18 protein-coding genes are annotated in these 15722 nt (G+C 67.8%); 2 read left to right on the top strand and 16 right to left on the bottom strand.

Going from position 1 to position 15722, the window contains the following annotated elements; translation table 11 throughout:
• Window positions 1–37: 37 nt before the first annotated feature.
• The 5 genes from ACSVC7_RS05780 to ACSVC7_RS05760 all read right to left on the bottom strand — a co-directional run bounded on the left by ACSVC7_RS05780 (window position 38) and on the right by ACSVC7_RS05760 (window position 3662).
• Window positions 38–1009, bottom strand: a complete 972-nt coding sequence (locus ACSVC7_RS05780; RefSeq protein ID WP_448203472.1) for a beta-ketoacyl-ACP synthase III — start codon at window positions 1007–1009, stop codon at window positions 38–40.
• A gap of 3 nt (window positions 1010–1012) precedes the next feature.
• The gene (gene plsX / locus ACSVC7_RS05775; RefSeq protein WP_448203471.1) at window positions 1013–2065 is read right to left on the bottom strand and encodes a phosphate acyltransferase PlsX; all 1053 of its coding nucleotides are present in this window, start codon (window positions 2063–2065) and stop codon (window positions 1013–1015) included.
• Between the two features lie 49 nt (window positions 2066–2114).
• Entirely contained in the window at window positions 2115–2300 is a 186-nt protein-coding gene (gene rpmF / locus ACSVC7_RS05770) for a 50S ribosomal protein L32 (RefSeq protein ID WP_209768857.1), read from the bottom strand.
• Between the two features lie 105 nt (window positions 2301–2405).
• Window positions 2406–2984: a YceD family protein gene (locus ACSVC7_RS05765; protein ID WP_448203470.1), complete on the bottom strand. Its 579-nt coding sequence runs from the start codon at window positions 2982–2984 to the stop codon at window positions 2406–2408.
• 111 nt (window positions 2985–3095) lie between these two features.
• Window positions 3096–3662, bottom strand: a complete 567-nt coding sequence (locus tag ACSVC7_RS05760; RefSeq protein ID WP_448203469.1) for a ubiquinol-cytochrome C chaperone family protein — start codon at window positions 3660–3662, stop codon at window positions 3096–3098.
• A gap of 127 nt (window positions 3663–3789) precedes the next feature.
• On the opposite strand from ACSVC7_RS05760, the gene ACSVC7_RS05755 reads away from it, so the two are divergent.
• Window positions 3790–4257: an outer membrane protein assembly factor BamE gene (locus ACSVC7_RS05755; protein ID WP_448203468.1), complete on the top strand. Its 468-nt coding sequence runs from the start codon at window positions 3790–3792 to the stop codon at window positions 4255–4257.
• A 73-nt stretch (window positions 4258–4330) separates the two neighbouring features.
• Here the strand turns inward: ACSVC7_RS05755 and ACSVC7_RS05750 are convergent, their stop codons facing one another.
• The 11 genes from ACSVC7_RS05750 to rpiB form a co-directional block, all read right to left on the bottom strand.
• The gene (locus tag ACSVC7_RS05750) at window positions 4331–6433 is read right to left on the bottom strand and encodes a sodium-translocating pyrophosphatase (protein WP_448203467.1); all 2103 of its coding nucleotides are present in this window, start codon (window positions 6431–6433) and stop codon (window positions 4331–4333) included.
• A gap of 193 nt (window positions 6434–6626) precedes the next feature.
• Entirely contained in the window at window positions 6627–7082 is a 456-nt protein-coding gene (locus ACSVC7_RS05745) for a hypothetical protein (protein ID WP_448203466.1), read from the bottom strand.
• 89 nt (window positions 7083–7171) lie between these two features.
• Entirely contained in the window at window positions 7172–8191 is a 1020-nt protein-coding gene (gene thiL / locus ACSVC7_RS05740; RefSeq protein ID WP_448203465.1) for a thiamine-phosphate kinase, read from the bottom strand.
• The gene (gene nusB, locus ACSVC7_RS05735; protein WP_448203464.1) at window positions 8172–8741 is read right to left on the bottom strand and encodes a transcription antitermination factor NusB; all 570 of its coding nucleotides are present in this window, start codon (window positions 8739–8741) and stop codon (window positions 8172–8174) included. The genes thiL and nusB overlap by 20 nt, the downstream gene beginning before the upstream one ends.
• Window positions 8742–8773: 32 nt before the next feature.
• Complete coding sequence (locus tag ACSVC7_RS05730; protein ID WP_448203463.1) at window positions 8774–9238, bottom strand: 6,7-dimethyl-8-ribityllumazine synthase; 465 nt, start codon at window positions 9236–9238, stop codon at window positions 8774–8776.
• 20 nt (window positions 9239–9258) lie between these two features.
• Window positions 9259–10386, bottom strand: a complete 1128-nt coding sequence (ribB, locus tag ACSVC7_RS05725; protein WP_448203462.1) for a 3,4-dihydroxy-2-butanone-4-phosphate synthase — start codon at window positions 10384–10386, stop codon at window positions 9259–9261.
• Window positions 10383–10970 carry a riboflavin synthase gene (locus ACSVC7_RS05720; protein WP_448203461.1) on the bottom strand — a complete coding sequence of 196 codons (588 nt, stop codon included), beginning with the start codon at window positions 10968–10970 and terminating at the stop codon, window positions 10383–10385. The genes ribB and ACSVC7_RS05720 overlap by 4 nt, the downstream gene beginning before the upstream one ends.
• A gap of 120 nt (window positions 10971–11090) precedes the next feature.
• Window positions 11091–12209, bottom strand: coding sequence for a bifunctional diaminohydroxyphosphoribosylaminopyrimidine deaminase/5-amino-6-(5-phosphoribosylamino)uracil reductase RibD (gene ribD, locus ACSVC7_RS05715; RefSeq protein WP_448203460.1), 1119 nt, complete (start codon window positions 12207–12209; stop codon window positions 11091–11093).
• A 140-nt stretch (window positions 12210–12349) separates the two neighbouring features.
• Window positions 12350–12814: a transcriptional regulator NrdR gene (nrdR, locus tag ACSVC7_RS05710; RefSeq protein WP_448203459.1), complete on the bottom strand. Its 465-nt coding sequence runs from the start codon at window positions 12812–12814 to the stop codon at window positions 12350–12352.
• Window positions 12815–12844: 30 nt separating this feature from the next.
• Window positions 12845–14155, bottom strand: a complete 1311-nt coding sequence (gene glyA / locus ACSVC7_RS05705) for a serine hydroxymethyltransferase (protein WP_448203458.1) — start codon at window positions 14153–14155, stop codon at window positions 12845–12847.
• An 83-nt stretch (window positions 14156–14238) separates the two neighbouring features.
• Complete coding sequence (rpiB, locus tag ACSVC7_RS05700; protein ID WP_448203457.1) at window positions 14239–14676, bottom strand: ribose 5-phosphate isomerase B; 438 nt, start codon at window positions 14674–14676, stop codon at window positions 14239–14241.
• 499 nt (window positions 14677–15175) lie between these two features.
• On the opposite strand from rpiB, the gene ACSVC7_RS05695 reads away from it, so the two are divergent.
• Window positions 15176–15619, top strand: a complete 444-nt coding sequence (locus tag ACSVC7_RS05695; protein ID WP_448203456.1) for a Ros/MucR family transcriptional regulator — start codon at window positions 15176–15178, stop codon at window positions 15617–15619.
• Window positions 15620–15722 lie beyond the last annotated feature (103 nt).

The raw sequence follows: 15722 nt of genomic DNA, 5'->3' as shown, positions 1-15722 counted from the left end.
TGGTTCGGGCCGTTGAGAGCCCCGACGGGAGCGCAGCTTACCAGCGAACCAGTGCGGCGCCCCAGGTCAGCCCGCCGCCGATGGCTTCCATCAGGATCAGGTCGCCGCGCTTGACGCGTCCGTCGTGCACCGCCTCGCACAGCGCCAGCGGGATCGACGCCGCCGAGGTGTTGCCGTGCCGGTCGACGGTCAGCACCACCTTGTCCGACGGCAGCTTCAGCTTGCGGGCGATGCCGTCGATGATGCGCTGGTTGGCCTGGTGCGGGACCAGCCAATCCACCGCCGAGGGCTCCAGCCCGTTGGCGACCAGCGCTTCCTCCACCACGGAGGACAGCTTGCTGACCGCGTGGCGGAACACGTCCTGCCCGTGCATCCGCACATGGCCGGTCGTGCCCGTGGTGGACGGGCCGCCGTCCACATAGAGAAGGTCGTAGGTCGAACCGTCAGAATGCAGGTGCGTGGACAGAATGCCCCGGTCGTTGGAGGTGCCGGCGCCCTCCTGCGCTTCCAGAACCACGGCCCCGGCCCCGTCGCCGAACAGCACGCAGGTGGTGCGGTCCTTCCAGTCGAGCAGGCGCGAGAAGGTCTCCGCCCCGATGACCAGGGCGCGGGTCGCCTGCCCGGCGCGGAGGAAATTGTCGGCGATGGACAGCGCGTAGACGAAGCCGGCGCACACCGCCTGGATGTCCAGCGCGAAGCCCTTGGTGCCCAGCGCCGCCTGCACCTTCGTGGCCGTGGCCGGGAAGGTGTTGTCCGGCGTGGTGGTGGCGAGCACGATGCAGTCGATGCTGCCCGCATCCACCCCGGCATGCTCCAGCGCGCGGGTCGCCGCGGCGATGGCGAGGTCGGAGGTCAGCTCCCCCTCGGCGGCGATGTGGCGCGCCTTGATGCCGGTGCGCTGGACGATCCACTCGTCGGTGGTGTCCACGCGGCCTTCAAGATCACGATTCGACACGCAGTTGGCCGGCAGGTACGAACCGCAGCCGAGAATCCGGGAACGCTTGACCATGACTCAGACCGCCGCCGCCTTGGTGTCGGGAAGAGGATTGGCGCCCCCCAGGCGCTGCACTTCTTCCTTGATTCGGTCGTTGAAACCGTTGGACGCGAGATTGTAGGCCACGCCGATGGCGTTGGCGAAACCGACCGCGTCGGTGCCGCCGTGGCTCTTTACGCAAACGCCGCGCAGGCCGAGGAACATCGCGCCGTTGTAGCGGCGCGGGTCGATGCGCTGCTTCAACCGCTTGAACGCGCCCCGCGCCAGCAGGTACCCGATCCGCGCCGGCCAGGAGGACTGGAAAGTTCGGCGCAGGAACTCCGTGAAGAGCTTGGAGGTGCCCTCGGCCGTCTTCAGCGCAACGTTGCCGGTGAAGCCGTCCGTGACGATAACGTCCACCGTGCCGGCGGCGATGTCGTTGCCTTCCACGAAGCCGTGGAAACGGCCGGGAAGCGGCATCTCGCGCAGGCGTGCGGCGGCGTTGCGCACCACGTCGTTGCCCTTCATCTCCTCCGACCCGATGTTCAGGACACCGATGGTCGGCTCGGACAGCCCAAGCAGCGTGCGCGCGAAAATCGCGCCCATCACGGCGAACTGCACGAGGTTTTCGGACTGGCACTCGGTGTTGGCGCCGAGGTCGAGCATGATGCTCTCCCCCTTCAGCGTCGGGAAGAAGGACGCGATGGCCGGACGATCGATGCCCGGCAGCGTCTTCAGCACGAACTTCGCCATGGCCATCAGCGCGCCCGTGTTGCCGGCGGACACCACGCACGCGGCCTGCCCGTCGGCGACCGAGTCGATGGCGAGCCGCATGCTCGACTGGCGCCCGGCGCGCAGCGCCACCGACGGCTTCGCGTCGGCGGCCACGCTGTCCGGGGTGTGGCGCACCTCGGCCACCGCCTTCAACGCCGGCCGTTGGGCCAGCAGCGGTTCGATGCGGGCGGCGTCCCCGAACAGCAGATAATGCACGTCGGGGTGACGTTCGCGGGCGATGTCCGCCCCGGCGATCACCATGTCGGTCCCATGGTCGCCGCCCATGGCATCAAGGGCAATGGTCAGGCGCTGGCTCACCGCGGGTAGGCTCCCTGGCTAGGACGAAGGGCGGCCAACCGTACCGCCATCAGGCCGCCGGAGCGCTCTGAACCACTTCGCGCTGGTCGTAATGACCGCAGGAGCCGCAGACGTGGTGCGGGCGCTTCAGCTCGCCGCAGTTCGGGCACTCGTTGTAGGCCGCAGTCGGCAGCGCGTGATGCGAGCGACGCATGTTGCGGCGCGACTTGGAGGTCTTCTTCTTCGGAACAGCCATGGCCGTAAACTCTCTTCATTGGAAAAGGCGGCCCGAAGGGGGGCCGCCTGACGCGAGCGGCATTCAATACGGCAATTGCCCACGAAGGGCAAGCCCGTTCCGCCCCTAATTTGGCCGTTTCAAACGTTCCAGCGCGGCGAAAGGGTTTGGCTTCTCGGGTTCGGCCTTCTCGACCTCCTCCTCCTCGTCTTCGCCTTCGCTGTAGCCGGTGAATTCTATGCCTTCCGCGTGCGGGTAGGGATCGAGCGCCAGCGACAGGTGCTGCGCGGCCAGTTCCCCGATGTCGATGCGGCCGTTCACCATGGGCTCCGGCAGGTCTTCCTCGGCGATGTTGGGGTCGATTTCGATCTCGTCTTCATCCTTCGGGATCATCGACTCCGGCGCGAACAGCGCCCCGAAGCTTTCGGTGACGTGGGCGGGCACCGGTTCCAGCGTGACGACGCAGGTCTGCACCACGTCGGCCTCCAGCTCGCCCGCGACACGGACCATCTGGCCGCCGCGGACGGAGCGCAGCCGCACGGTGGCGGTCAGCCGGTCGATGGCCTCCAGTTCGAACCGTTCGGCCAGCGCCTTGCGCTCGGATTCGGTCGCCTCGATGGTCTGGACCACCTCGTCGTCGCGATGGACGGCGTCCGCCCGGACGATTCGCGAAAATTCGGGCGCGTGGTCGGTGGTGTGGTGCATGGTCGGCTTGTTCCTTGTCCCGGCGCCCGTTCTGCCGCGGGCACCTTATCACTGTGACTCTGTGTCAGATGAAACCGGGCGCGCCGAAAGGCAAGCCCCGGCGCACAGGGGTTACCCCGTGGTTGCGGAGGGCGCTTCGGCGAAGCGGATGTCGCCGGCCAGCAGCGACTCCAGCGGCTGCGCCGCCAGCCCGGCGGCCTCGCGTCGGACATAGGCGGCCATGGCGGCGATCCAGGCCGGATCGGCGTCCGGCACGGTGCCATAGACGTTGTTGTCCAGCGCCACCGCCAAAAGCCGTTCGTCGGCGCCGTCGGCCAGCGCGCGGTCGTAGGCCTGGATTCGCCCGGCCATGCCGCGCGCCATGGTCTTGACGCGACGCCCGATTCCGCTGTCGCCCACCCCCTGCTCCATCAGCGACTTCTCGAAATTGTCGATCATCGCCTCATAGAGAAGGCGAGAGCGCTGCTCCGCGGCCGCCCCCTGCCCCTTCAGGCGGCGCATCACCAGGAAGACGTGCAGCACAACCATGTCGAAGCGTCCATCCAGCGTGTCGGGAACGCCAAGGTGACGGTAGAAGGCGGGCTCGCGGGCCTGGGCCACGATCTTCACGAAGAATTCGGCGGCGGCGTGGGCTTCACTGCGGCGCCGGAACAGGCGCCGGAACAGGCGGTCGAGCACGGTTTCTCTCTCGCTCGGAGTTTCGTTGACAGGACAAACCGCCCGGTGCGATTATCCCGCCATTGTGGGCGGAGCGCGGCTGCCGCAAGGGACCGCCGCCCGCCCGTGCCATCATAGCCTGAGCACCATGACGAGATCGATTCCTTCGGCGCTGTGCGCCATCGCCTTTCTGGGCCTCGCCGTCTCCGCGTGCTCGCCGACCATGGCGACTCGCGGAAACCTGACGGACGCCGACCGCCTCGCCGAGATCAAGGCTGGCCAGACCCGGCGGGAAGATGTGGCAGGAATCCTCGGCACCCCCACCTCGGTCGGCACCTTCGACCCGAACGTCTGGTACTACATCGGCCAGAAGACGGAAAAGGTCGCCTTTTTCCGGCCTGAAGTCGTGGAGCGCCGCGTCGTGATCGTCCATTTCGACGACGCCGGCGTGGTCAGCGACGTGAAGCAACTCGACGAGAGCAACGGCCAGGATATCGAGATCGTGGACCGCACCACCCCGACCGCCGGCCGCGAACTGGGCTTCCTGGAGCAGATGCTGGGCAACGTCGGCCGCTTCTCGGCCAAGGACACCAAGAACAAGGGCCCTGGCCGGTAACGGCGCCACTACGGAACACGAAAAAAGCCCCGCGAGAGCGGGGCTTTCTCATTTTTGGGGTTTCCGGCCGTCCTCAGCTCAACTGCGCCAGAATCGCCAGCAGCAGGATCGCCACGATGTTGGTGATCTTGATCATCGGGTTCACCGCCGGGCCGGCGGTGTCCTTGTACGGGTCGCCGACGGTGTCGCCGGTCACCGCCGCCTTGTGCGCGTCGGAACCCTTGCCACCGTGATTGCCCTCTTCAATGAACTTCTTGGCGTTGTCCCAGGCGCCGCCGCCCGACGTCATGGAGATGGCGACGAAGATGCCCGTCACGATGGTGCCCAGCAGCATCGCGCCCAGCGCGGCGAAGGCCTGGGCCTGCCCGGCGATGGAGGCGATGATGATGTACAGGACCACCGGCGCCAGCACCGGCAGCAGCGACGGGATGACCATCTCCTTGATCGCGGCGCGGGTCAGCATGTCCACCGCGCGGCCGTAGTCCGGCTTGGCCGTGCCTTCCATGATGCCGGCGATCTCGCGGAACTGGCGGCGCACCTCGACCACCACGGAGCCGGCGGCGCGGCCCACCGCCGTCATGCCCATGGCCCCGAACAGGTAGGGCAGCAGGCCACCAATCAGCAGCCCGACCACGACATAGGGGTCGTCCAGCTTGAACTCGACGGTGATGTTCGGGAAATAGTGCTTCAGGTCCTGGACATAGGCCGCGAACAGCACCAGCGCGGCGAGGCCGGCGGAGCCGATGGCGTAGCCCTTGGTCACCGCCTTGGTGGTGTTGCCCACCGCGTCCAGCGCATCGGTCGTGACGCGGATGTCCTTGGGCATTTCCGACATTTCGGCGATGCCGCCGGCGTTGTCGGTCACCGGACCGTAGGCGTCCAGCGCCACCACCATGCCGGCCAGCGCCAGCATCGTCGTCGCGGCGATGCCGATGCCGAACACGCCCGCCTGCCCATAGGCGATGATGATGCCGACGCAGATCACCAGCACCGGCAGCGCCGTCGCCTCCATGGACACGGCGAGGCCCTGGATGACGTTGGTGCCGTGGCCGGTCTCCGACGCGCGAGCGACGCTGCGCACCGGGCGGAAAGCGGTGGAGGTGTAATATTCGGTGATCCACACCAGGAACCCGGTCACGCCGAGGCCGACCAGCGAGGACACGAACAGGTTCAGGCCGGTCACGTAGCCGCCGCCGTTCAGCATGATCGGGCGGGAGAAGCCGAACATGATCGCGGTGACGATCAGGATCAGCACCAGCGAAATGCCGGCCGTCGCGGCGAGCCCCTTGTACAGGGCGTTCATGATGTTGTTGTCGGAACCGAGCTTCACGAAGAAGGTGCCGGCGACCGAGGCCGCGATGCACACCGCGCCGATCACCAGCGGGTAGACCAGCAGAAGCCGGATGATCTCCCCCGAAAAGAAAATCGCCGCCAGCAGCATGGTGGCGACGATCGTGACGGCGTAGGTCTCGAAAAGGTCGGCGGCCATGCCGGCGCAGTCGCCGACGTTGTCGCCGACATTGTCGGCGATGACCGCGGGGTTGCGGGGATCGTCCTCCGGAATGCCGGCCTCCACCTTGCCGACGAGGTCGGCGCCGACGTCGGCGCCCTTGGTGAAGATGCCGCCGCCCAGGCGCGCGAAGATGGAGATCAGCGACGCGCCGAAGCTCAGCGCCACCAGCGCCTCCAGCACGGAGCGGACCTGCACCGGGTCGGTGACGCGGTAGACCATCGTCAGGATGGCGTAATAGACGCCCACCCCCAGCAGGCCCAGCCCGACCACCAGCATGCCGGTGATGGCGCCCGCCTTGAAGGCGATGTCCAGCGCCGGGGCCAGCCCCTGCGTCGCCGCCTGGGCCGTGCGCACGTTGGCGCGCACCGACACGTTCATCCCGACATAGCCGGCGGCCCCCGACAGGACGGAGCCGATCAGGAACCCAAACGCCACATGCAGCCCAAGGAACGCCCCGAGGATGATCAGGAGCACCACGCCCGCGATGGCGATGGTGGTGTATTGACGGTTCAGATAGGCACGGGCGCCCTCCTGCACGGCCGCAGCGATCTCCTGCATGCGTTCGGAGCCGGCGGAGGCCGCCATGACCTGTCTGCCTGCGTAATACCCATAGGCCAGGGCAAGCAGGCCGCTGGCTATGATGATGATGAACGCTGCTGCCATCGGTTCCCCCAATTTTATGTTGTCGGCCCCTCGATTACCGCCACAGGCGCAAACGATGGTCGATGACGGGCAAATTGTTCGAGAAAAGGATGCCGAAGCGGCAGGCGCAATGCAACAGCGCCCACGCCCGAAGAGGCGCGGCGAAATGGCCGAGGAGATCCCTGACTTTCGGATAGCGCCCTATTCGAAAGGGTTACAGATTGCGTTGGGTAACCACCTGGACCAGAACGTTCTGCACCACACCGTTTCCGACCACCTTGGCGGCCGCGGCTGCCAGTTTTTCTTTTACGGCAGTGATATTGACCAAGTTACCATTCATGACCGACTTGTCGTCGACCGCGCCGTATAGTGCGGTCAGCAGCGCGTCGAACACCTTGGGCTGGTAGGCCTGGACGAGCGGCTGCTTCTCAAGGACGACCTCCAGGGTCACCACCACGGTCACGAACTGCTCCACCTTCTGCGCGCCGATGGTCGGCACGACGAGTGGCGCCAAGCGGACGAAGGCCGTGGGCACGGGCGGGGGCGGCTCCTCCTTCTTCGGGGCGTCGTCGTGCGGAACCATATAGATGTTGTACAGCATCCAGCCGCCGTAGCCGGCGCCGCCCAGCAGCAACAGGCCAAGCACGAGCACTACGATAACCTTGACCACGCGCGCGGTTCCCTTCTGGCGGAGCGCGTGAAGGCTAGGCCTGTGCTGCTTTCGATTGCGTTAAGCGCGCCGGAGGCGGCGATGCGATCTCAGAAATGCTGCCATCCGCGCACGGCCAGGGCCATCGCCTGCCCTTGCGGATCGACCACGGTGACCTCCCCGGCGGCTCCCTCGACCAGCCGCCCGATCTCCGTGATGGACACGCCGCTGTCCTCGGCGAGGGCACGCAAGGCCGGACGCGTCTCCTCCGGCGCGGTGAACAGCAATTCGTAGTCGTCGCCCCCGGTCAGCGCCAGGGCGAGTCGCGCCGGTTCGTCCCCGACCACCGTGCGCGCGGCGTCCGACAGCGGCACCCGCGTCGTCTCCAGCACCGCCGCGCAGCCCGATTCCTCGCACAGGTGGCCGAGATCCGCGACCAGCCCGTCCGACACGTCCAGACAGCCGGTGGCGATCCCCAGCAGCCGCGGCCCCACGCCGGTGCGCGGGTCCGGCCGCCGCAAGCGCCGCAGCAGATGGCTGCGCGCCGCCTCGTCCGCGACCTCGATTTTGCCGAACACCGCCTGGAGCCCCAACGCGGCGTCACCGATGCTCCCCGTCACGAAGACCCGGTCGCCGACCCGGCCGCCCCGGCGGGGCAGCGCCCTGCCCTTCGGCACCAACCCGAAAGCCGTCACCGACAGGGTGATCGGCCCGGAAGTCGTCACCGTGTCGCCGCCAGCGAGCCCAATCCCGAATCGCCGCTGGTCCTCGCCCAGCCCGGCGGCGAAGGCGGCCAGCCAGTCCTCCCCCACCGATTTCGGCAGGGCGGTGACGAGCGTGTAGGCGTGCGGCACCGCCCCCATCGCCGCGAGGTCGGACAGATTGGTGCGCAGAAGCTTGGCGGCGATGTCGCCGGGCGCGTCGTCGGGAAGGAAGTGGACGCCGGCCACCATGGCGTCCGTCGTGACGACCAGCTCCTGGTCCGGCGGGATGCCGAACACGGCCGCGTCGTCGGCCAGCCCGCGGGCGCCGGGGAATCCGGCGGCCAAGGGCTTGAAGTGGCGGGCGATCCGGCCGAACTCGCCGAGTCCCCCGCCACTCTCTTGCGTGTTACGGCTTGGACTGTTCACGGCCGGGGTCGGGCTGGGCCAGCTCATCCGGCCGCAGGGCGCGCGCCACATGGTCGAGCACGCCGTTCACCATGCCCGGCTCGCGTCCGGCGAAGAAGGCGTGCGCCACGTCCACATACTCGCTGATGAGGATGCGCGGGTGAGTGTCGTGGTGGACGAACAGCTCGTAGCCGCCGGCGCGCAGGATGGCGCGCAGCAGCAGTTCCAGCCGGTCGAGCTGGAAGCGCGGCTCCAGGGCGGAGGCCAGCATGCCGTCCACCTCCTCCCGCCGGTGCGCCGCGCCGCGCACGATGTCGGCGAAGAGCTGCTGGTCGGCGGCGACGAACTTCGCGCCGTCGATTTCCTCGCCCAGGCGGTGGTTGATGAACTCGCCGACCACGGTTTCCACGGCGGTTCCCGTCAGGGCGGCCTGGTTCAGGTCGAGTTGATACAGGGCCTGCACGGCGGCAAGGCGGGCCGCCTTGCGCCGGGCCTTGGCAGACCCGCCGCCGGTCCGGTTTCGGGACCCGCGCTTCTGTTTCGCGCGGCCAGCCGCGTCGTCGTTGCTCATGATGCTCATACTGTCAGGGAATCGGCGCGGGGTCACCGCGGATAGAGGCGGAATTGGCGTTTCAGTTCGATCATGTCAAGGCAGGCGCGGGCGGCGAAACCGCCCTTGTTCTTGGCCCCGACGGAGGCGCGGGCCCAGGCCTGCTCGCGGTTTTCCACGGTCAGGACTCCGTTGCCGATCGCCAGCGCGTAGCGCAGGGCGAGGTCCTGGAGCCCCCGCGCGCTCTCGTTGCAGACGATGTCGTAGTGCGTCGTCTCACCCCGGATCACGCAGCCCAGCGCCACATAGCCGTCAAAGCGCTTGCGCGCCGTGAAGAAGTCCATGGAACGCAGCGCGTACAGGATCGCCGCCGGAATCTCCAGACAGCCCGGCACCGCCACGCGCTGGTAGGTGGCTCCGTCCCGCTCGATCTCCTCGATGGCGCCGCGGGCCAGTTCGTCGGCGATGTCCTCGTAGAAGCGGGCTTCCACGATCATCAGATGGGGCTTGTCGGTCATCGCGCGCTGCTCTGCCGGCCTCAGCGGTCTTCGTGAACGGGAATCGGGCGGTGGCCGACCACGGTCAGCCCGTAGCCCTCCAGCCCGACGATCGACTTGATGCGATTGGAGAGCAGAACCATGTTCCGCACGCCCAGGTCCAGAAGGATCTGCGCGCCGACGCCATAATCGCGCAGCGCCGGCGCGGGGTTGGCGTGCCCTTCCAGCCGCGCCAGCAGCGACGCCGACAGGCTGTTCGCCTGTGGTTCGCGCAGCAGCACGACGACGCCCCGCCCTTCCTTGGCGATCATCTCCATGGAGGCCTGAAGCTCATAGTCGCGCCCGGCGCTCGTGTCGCCCAGCACGTCGTCCAGCACGGAGAGCGCGTGCATGCGCACCAGCACCGGTTCGTCGCCGGAGATGTCGCCACGCACCAGCGCGATGTGCTCCGCGTAGGCCACCTTGTTGACGTACACATAGGCCTGGAAGCGCCCGCCGTAGCGAGTGTCCAGCGACGCCGCCAGCTTCTGCTCGACAATGGTTTCCGTGCGCCGCCGGTAGGCGATCAGGTCGGCGATGGTGCCCACCTTCAGCCCATGGAACTGCGCGAACTTCACCAAGTCCGGCAGACGGGCCATGGTGCCGTCGTCGTTCATGATCTCGCAGATCACGCCGGCCGGGCTCATGCCGGCCATGCGCGCGATGTCCACCGACGCTTCGGTGTGGCCGGCGCGGACCAGCACGCCGCCGTCGCGGGCGAGCAGCGGGAAGACGTGGCCCGGCGTGACGATGTCGTCGGGGCTGCAGGTCGGGTCGATGGCGACCTGGACGGTGCGCGCCCGGTCGGCCGCCGAGATGCCGGTCGTCACGCCCTCGCGCGCCTCGATGGAGACGGTGAAGGCGGTCTGGTGCCGGGTGCCGTTCTGCTGCGCCATCAGGGGCAGGCGCAGCCGCTCAATGTGCGCCTGATCCATGGCGAGGCAGATCAGGCCACGCCCATACTTCGCCATGAAGTTGATCGCTTCCGGCGTCGCGCACTGGGCGGGGATGACCAAGTCACCCTCGTTCTCGCGGTCCTCGTCGTCGACGAGGATGAACATCTTGCCCTGGCGCGCTTCCTCGATGATCTCTTCGGGCCGCGACAGGTACTCGTGAAACTCGGACGTCATTCCTGCCCCGCCAACCGCGCGACGTAGCGCGCGAGCATGTCGATTTCCAGATTTACCCGGTCGCCGGCCTTCAGCGTGCCGAAGGTGGTCGCGTCCTGGGTGTGCGGGATGATGTTCACGCCGAAGAGCGCGCCATCCACCTCGTTCACCGTCAGCGACACGCCGTCCAACGCCACCGAGCCCTTCGACGCGATGTATTTCGCCAGATTAGCCGGCGCCTCGAAGGTGAAGCGCTTGGACTCGCCGTCCATCCGCACGTCCACCACCGTCGCCACGCCGTCGACATGGCCGGAGACGATGTGGCCGCCCAGCTCGTCGCCCAGCTTCAGCGCGCGTTCCAGGTTGACCCGCGTGCCCTCCGCCCAGCCGCCGAGCGTCGTCTTCGACAGCGTCTCGCCGGAGGCCTGGACAGCGAACCAGCCCGGCCCCTTCTCGACCACCGTCAGGCAGACGCCGTTGTTGGCGATGGACGCGCCAATGGGAACCGTCTCCGTATCGAAGGCGGTCTCAATGGTGAACCGGGTGTCGCCCTGCCGCTCCACGGCCCGAACGCGCCCCACATCGGTGATGATTCCGGTGAACATGGCGCGGCAATCTATCAGGTTTTCGAACGGGGGAAAGATCCATCCGCAAGGTGCCGTGCGCAACGGACTGTTGCGCGGAACGGGGTGCGGTCTGCCGGCTTTTTCCGAAACCGAAACCGATCACCCCCGCCGCACGTAGCTTTCCGCCAAATCCTCGCCCGCCTGCCGCACGGCCACCCGCCGGAACAGGGCCATCTGCGCCAGCGCATCCACGCCGAAGCCATGCACGGCCGGCAGGCCGTCGCCGCCCATGACCGACGCGGCGCGGAACCACTCCAGCCGGTCCACCAGTTCGGCGCGCAGCAGCGAGGCGCCGAGCGTCGCGCCGCCCTCCACCAGCACGCGGGTCACCCCCCGGTGGGCCAGCACCGCGCTCGCCCGGACGAGGTCCGGCAGGCCGGCGGAATCGGCGGGCACGCGGATCACGTCAACGCCGCAGTCGGTGAAGGCCTCCAGCCGGGCCGGGTCGGCGTCTTCGCGGGTGACGATCCAGGTCGGGACGTTGCGCGCCCCAGCGGCGAGCCGGCCAGTCAACGGCAGGCGAAGCCGGCTGTCCACGACGATCCGCACCGGGGAGCGGTGGGTCAGGCCCGGCAGGCGGCAGGTCAGTTCCGGGTCGTCGGCCAGCGCGGTGCGGATGCCGATCATGATGGCGTCGTGGGTGGCGCGCAGCCGATGTCCCCAGGCCCGCGCTGTCGGCCCGGTGATCCACTGGGACGCGCCGCCGTGCGTGGCGATGCGCCCATCCAGCGTCGTCGCCGCTTTCAGGGTGTAGAGCGGCCGCTGGTCCTGGATACGGCGGAAGAAGCCCTCGTTGAGCGCCCAGGCCTCCTCCTCGCAGAGGCCGGTGACGACCTCCACCCCGGCGGCGCGCAGACGCTCCAGCCCGCCGCCGGCCACGCGCGGGTCCGGGTCGCCGCAGGCGACGACCACGCGCTTCACACCCGCGGCGACCAGCGCCTCGCTGCATGGCGGGGTTTTGCCGTGATGGTTGCAGGGCTCCAGCGTCACATAGGCCGTGGCGCCGCGCGCCAGGGCGCCGGCACGGGCCAGCGCCTCCGTCTCGGCATGCGGGCGTCCTCCCGGCTGCGTCCAGCCGCGCCCAACGACGACGCCGTCGCGCACGATGACGCAGCCCACCGCCGGGTTCGGCCATGTGTTGCCGAGCCCGCGCGCGGCGAGCGCCAGCGCGGCACGCATGTGGCGAAGGTCGTCGGGATGGAACGAACCGGTTGCCATGGCCGAGGCTCCGCCGTTGTGCAGCACTCATATAAACGTCATCCCCGCGAAGGCGGGGATCCAGGGCGTCTCGGACCGTGCACACTCTGCCCTGGATCCCCGCCTTCGCGGGGATGACGGAAAAAAACAGGCTTTGCCGATCACCCGTTCTGGGGTTCGGGGGCCAGTTGCTCGACGAACTCGTTGAAGTCCGACGCCTCGCGGAAGTCCTTGTAGACCGAGGCGTAGCGGATGTAGGCGACCTGATCGAGCGTCTGGAGCGCCGCCATGATCATCTCGCCGATCTGCTTCGACGGGATCTCGCTCTCACCCGAGGATTCGAGCTGGCGCACCAGGCTGTTCACCACCCGGTCGATGCGGTCGGCGTCGATCGGGCGCTTGCGCAGAGCGATGCGCATGGAACGCAGCAGCTTCTCGCGGTCGAACGGCTCGCGCTGCCCGCCGCTCTTCACCACCGTCAACTCGCGCAACTGCACGCGTTCGAAGGTGGTGAAGCGCGCCCCGCAGCCCGGACAGAAGCGCCGTCGGCGGATGGCCGAGTTGTCCTCGGTCGGTCGCGAGTCCTTGACCTGGGTGTCCTCGTGTCCGCAGAACGGGCAGCGCATGTCCGGTCTTTCCCCCTGAGGTGTTGCTTTTTACAGAGTCGGATAGATCGGGAAGCGGCGGCACATCTCACGCACCTCTTCCCGCACCTTCGCCTCGACGGCCGTGTTGTCGCCGGAATTGCTGGCGGCCAGCCCGTCCAGCGTCTCGACGATCAGGCGGCCGACCTGCTCGAACTCAGCGACGCCGAAGCCGCGGGTGGTCGCCGCCGGGCTGCCCAGGCGGACGCCGGAGGTGATCATCGGCTTCTGCGGGTCGAACGGCACGCCGTTCTTGTTGCAGGTCATGCCGGCGTGCTCCAGGCTCCGCTCCGCATCCTTGCCGGTCAGGTTCTTCGGACGCAGGTCGACCAGCACGATGTGGCTGTCGGTGCCGCCGGACACGATGTCCAGGCCGCCTTCGATCAGCACCTTCGACAGGGCGCGGGCGTTGTCCAGCACGTTCTGGGCGTAGGTCTTGAACTCCGGACGCAGTGCCTCGGCGAAGGCCACGGCCTTGGCGGCGATGACGTGCATCAGCGGGCCGCCCTGGAGGCCCGGGAACACCGCCGAGTTGATCTTCTTGGCGATCTCCTCGCTGTTGGTCAGCACCATGCCGCCGCGCGGGCCGCGCAGGGTCTTGTGGGTGGTGGTGGTGACCACGTCGGCGTAGGGGAACGGGTTCGGGTAGACGCCGCCGGCGATCAGGCCGGCGTAGTGGGCGATGTCCACCATGAAGTAGGCGCCGACCTCGTCCGCGATGGCGCGGAAGCGCTGGTAGTCGAGCACGCGCGGATAGGCGGAACCGCCGGCGATGATCAGCTTCGGCTTGTGCTCGCGGGCCAGCGCCTCGACCTGGTCGAAGTCGATCAGGTGGTCGTCCTTGCGCACGCCGTACTGCACGGCCTTGAACCACTTGCCCGACAGGTTCGGGGCGGCGCCGTGGGTCAGGTGGCCGCCGGCCGCCAGCGACATGCCGAGGATGCAGTCGCCGGGCTGGAGCAGAGCCAGGTTCACCGCCTGGTTGGCCTGGGAGCCGGAGTTCGGCTGGACGTTGGCGAAGTTGCAGCCGAACAGCTTGCAGGCGCGCTCGATCGCCAGCGTCTCGGCCACGTCCACATACTCGCAGCCGCCGTAGTAGCGCTTGCCCGGATAGCCCTCGGCGTACTTGTTGGTCATCACCGAGCCCTGCGCCTCCAGCACCGCCTGGGAGACGATGTTCTCGGACGCGATCAGCTCGATCTGCTCCTGCTGGCGGACCAGCTCGTCGCGCACCGCGCGGGCGAGTTCGGGATCGGTCTCGGCGAGCGAGGCGGCGAAGAAGCGGCCGATCTCGGCGCGGGGGTCAGCGTTGGTCACGGTCATTGTAGGGCAGGTCCTTGGTTCGAAGAGCAGTCGCGGCCGGTCTGGCACAAATTGGCGGGCACTATTCGGGCGGAACGGTCAAGTCATCCCATCTTGGCGATGCGGCGGCTGTGCCGTTCACCGCCTTCGAAGCCGGTCTTCAGGAACACGTCCACGCAGTCCTTGGCGATCTCCGGACCGATGATGCGCGCGCCCAGCGCCACCACGTTGGCGTCGTTGTGCTCGCGCGCCAGACGGGCGGTGGTCACGTCATGGACCAACGCGGCGCGGATGCCCGGATGCCGGTTCGCCGCGATGCTGATACCGATGCCGCTGCCGCAGATCAAGACGCCGCGCTCGGCCCGCCCGTCGCCGATGGCGGCGGCCACGGCGGCGGCGAAATCGGGATAATCCACCGATTCCGGCCCGTTGCAGCCGAGATCGAGGGGCTCGAAGCCATTGGCCTTCAGCCAGGAGGCGACCTGGGCCTTCAGCTCATAGCCGGCGTGGTCGGACGCGATCGCGATGATGCGGGCAGACATAAAACAGGAACTCCGTGCACGAAGACGAGCGGCGCCGCACCGGGCGGAACGGCGGCACGGCGCGCACGCTACCAGATATCGCTGCGATTCGCCAGAACGACACAACGCACAGGGGCTTTGCGCGACAAACAGGGCGTGACCGCCCGCCGCGGCGGCACAGCACCGCGCGCGGCGCGAGCTAATATTTCACTACTTACCCGTTACGTTGACCAGCAGCGGAGTAAGCGGCTCCGCCGACTCGTGAAGGGGTCACGAGTCGCGCAATTGCCGTGCCCAAGTCATGTGGTTTTCCACAGCTACGCCCCACTAGACGGCGCCTATTGGCTGGGCAGAGCGGCGGGCGCGTCGCGGTTTTCAGCGTTAACTGATTTGCGGACGCCTTGTAACTTCTGACCTTCGCAAATAGCTTAATTCGCACGCACCTGATTTATATTGACACCCAAATCACGGTATGCAACTTGGTCGCTGGGGACTAAATGAAAAATCAGGACAACAGGCAATGAGTGACCAGCTTCGCGCCGATGGGCCCGACAACGCGCTGTTGCGGATGACGGCGGAAATCGTCTCCGCGTACGTCAGCAAGAACGTACTGCCGGCGCAGCAAATTCCCGAGGTGATCAACACGGTTTACTCGTCGCTGACCGGCCTGAACTCGCAGCCGCGCGAGATTCCGACGGAGCCGCTCAAGCCCGCCGTTCCGATTCGCAAGTCGGTCACGCCCGAATACATCGTCTGCCTGGAAGACGGCAAAAAGCTGAAGATGCTGAAGCGGCATCTGCGGTCGACCTACAACATGTCGCCGGACGAATATCGCGCCCGCTGGGGCCTGCCGCCGGACTATCCGATGGTCGCGCCGAACTACGCCGCGCAGCGTTCGGAATTCGCGAAGCGAATCGGTCTCGGCCGCAGCTCCGGCCGCCAGACCCGGCGCCGGGCCGGCTGACCTCACGCACCGTCCTGACCATCATGCGGGCCGGCCCCACCCCGGGGACCGGCCCGTGTGCGTTGTGGGCCCGCGTGCGTTTGGGAATTATGTTTGTGAGTGA

The sequence above is a fragment of the Azospirillum mesophilum genome (assembly GCF_053470405.2).
The sequence above is the reverse complement of the archived record's forward strand: the minus strand, read 5'-3'. Positions and strand labels throughout refer to the sequence as shown.

What these genes read in the sequence shown, in the direction of transcription:
- ACSVC7_RS05780 (WP_448203472.1), bottom strand. Translation starts at nt 1,009, where the DNA reads ATGGTCAAGCGTTCCCGGATTCTCGGCTGCGGTTCGTACCTGCCGGCC.
- rpmF (WP_209768857.1), bottom strand. Translation starts at nt 2,300, where the DNA reads ATGGCTGTTCCGAAGAAGAAGACCTCCAAGTCGCGCCGCAACATGCGT.
- ACSVC7_RS05765 (WP_448203470.1), bottom strand. Translation starts at nt 2,984, where the DNA reads ATGCACCACACCACCGACCACGCGCCCGAATTTTCGCGAATCGTCCGG.
- ACSVC7_RS05755 (WP_448203468.1), top strand. Translation starts at nt 3,790, where the DNA reads ATGACGAGATCGATTCCTTCGGCGCTGTGCGCCATCGCCTTTCTGGGC.
- ACSVC7_RS05750 (WP_448203467.1), bottom strand. Translation starts at nt 6,433, where the DNA reads ATGGCAGCAGCGTTCATCATCATCATAGCCAGCGGCCTGCTTGCCCTG.
- nusB (WP_448203464.1), bottom strand. Translation starts at nt 8,741, where the DNA reads ATGAGCAACGACGACGCGGCTGGCCGCGCGAAACAGAAGCGCGGGTCC.
- ACSVC7_RS05730 (WP_448203463.1), bottom strand. Translation starts at nt 9,238, where the DNA reads ATGACCGACAAGCCCCATCTGATGATCGTGGAAGCCCGCTTCTACGAG.
- ribB (WP_448203462.1), bottom strand. Translation starts at nt 10,386, where the DNA reads ATGACGTCCGAGTTTCACGAGTACCTGTCGCGGCCCGAAGAGATCATC.
- ACSVC7_RS05720 (WP_448203461.1), bottom strand. Translation starts at nt 10,970, where the DNA reads ATGTTCACCGGAATCATCACCGATGTGGGGCGCGTTCGGGCCGTGGAG.
- ribD (WP_448203460.1), bottom strand. Translation starts at nt 12,209, where the DNA reads ATGGCAACCGGTTCGTTCCATCCCGACGACCTTCGCCACATGCGTGCC.
- nrdR (WP_448203459.1), bottom strand. Translation starts at nt 12,814, where the DNA reads ATGCGCTGCCCGTTCTGCGGACACGAGGACACCCAGGTCAAGGACTCG.
- glyA (WP_448203458.1), bottom strand. Translation starts at nt 14,155, where the DNA reads ATGACCGTGACCAACGCTGACCCCCGCGCCGAGATCGGCCGCTTCTTC.
- rpiB (WP_448203457.1), bottom strand. Translation starts at nt 14,676, where the DNA reads ATGTCTGCCCGCATCATCGCGATCGCGTCCGACCACGCCGGCTATGAG.
- ACSVC7_RS05695 (WP_448203456.1), top strand. Translation starts at nt 15,176, where the DNA reads ATGAGTGACCAGCTTCGCGCCGATGGGCCCGACAACGCGCTGTTGCGG.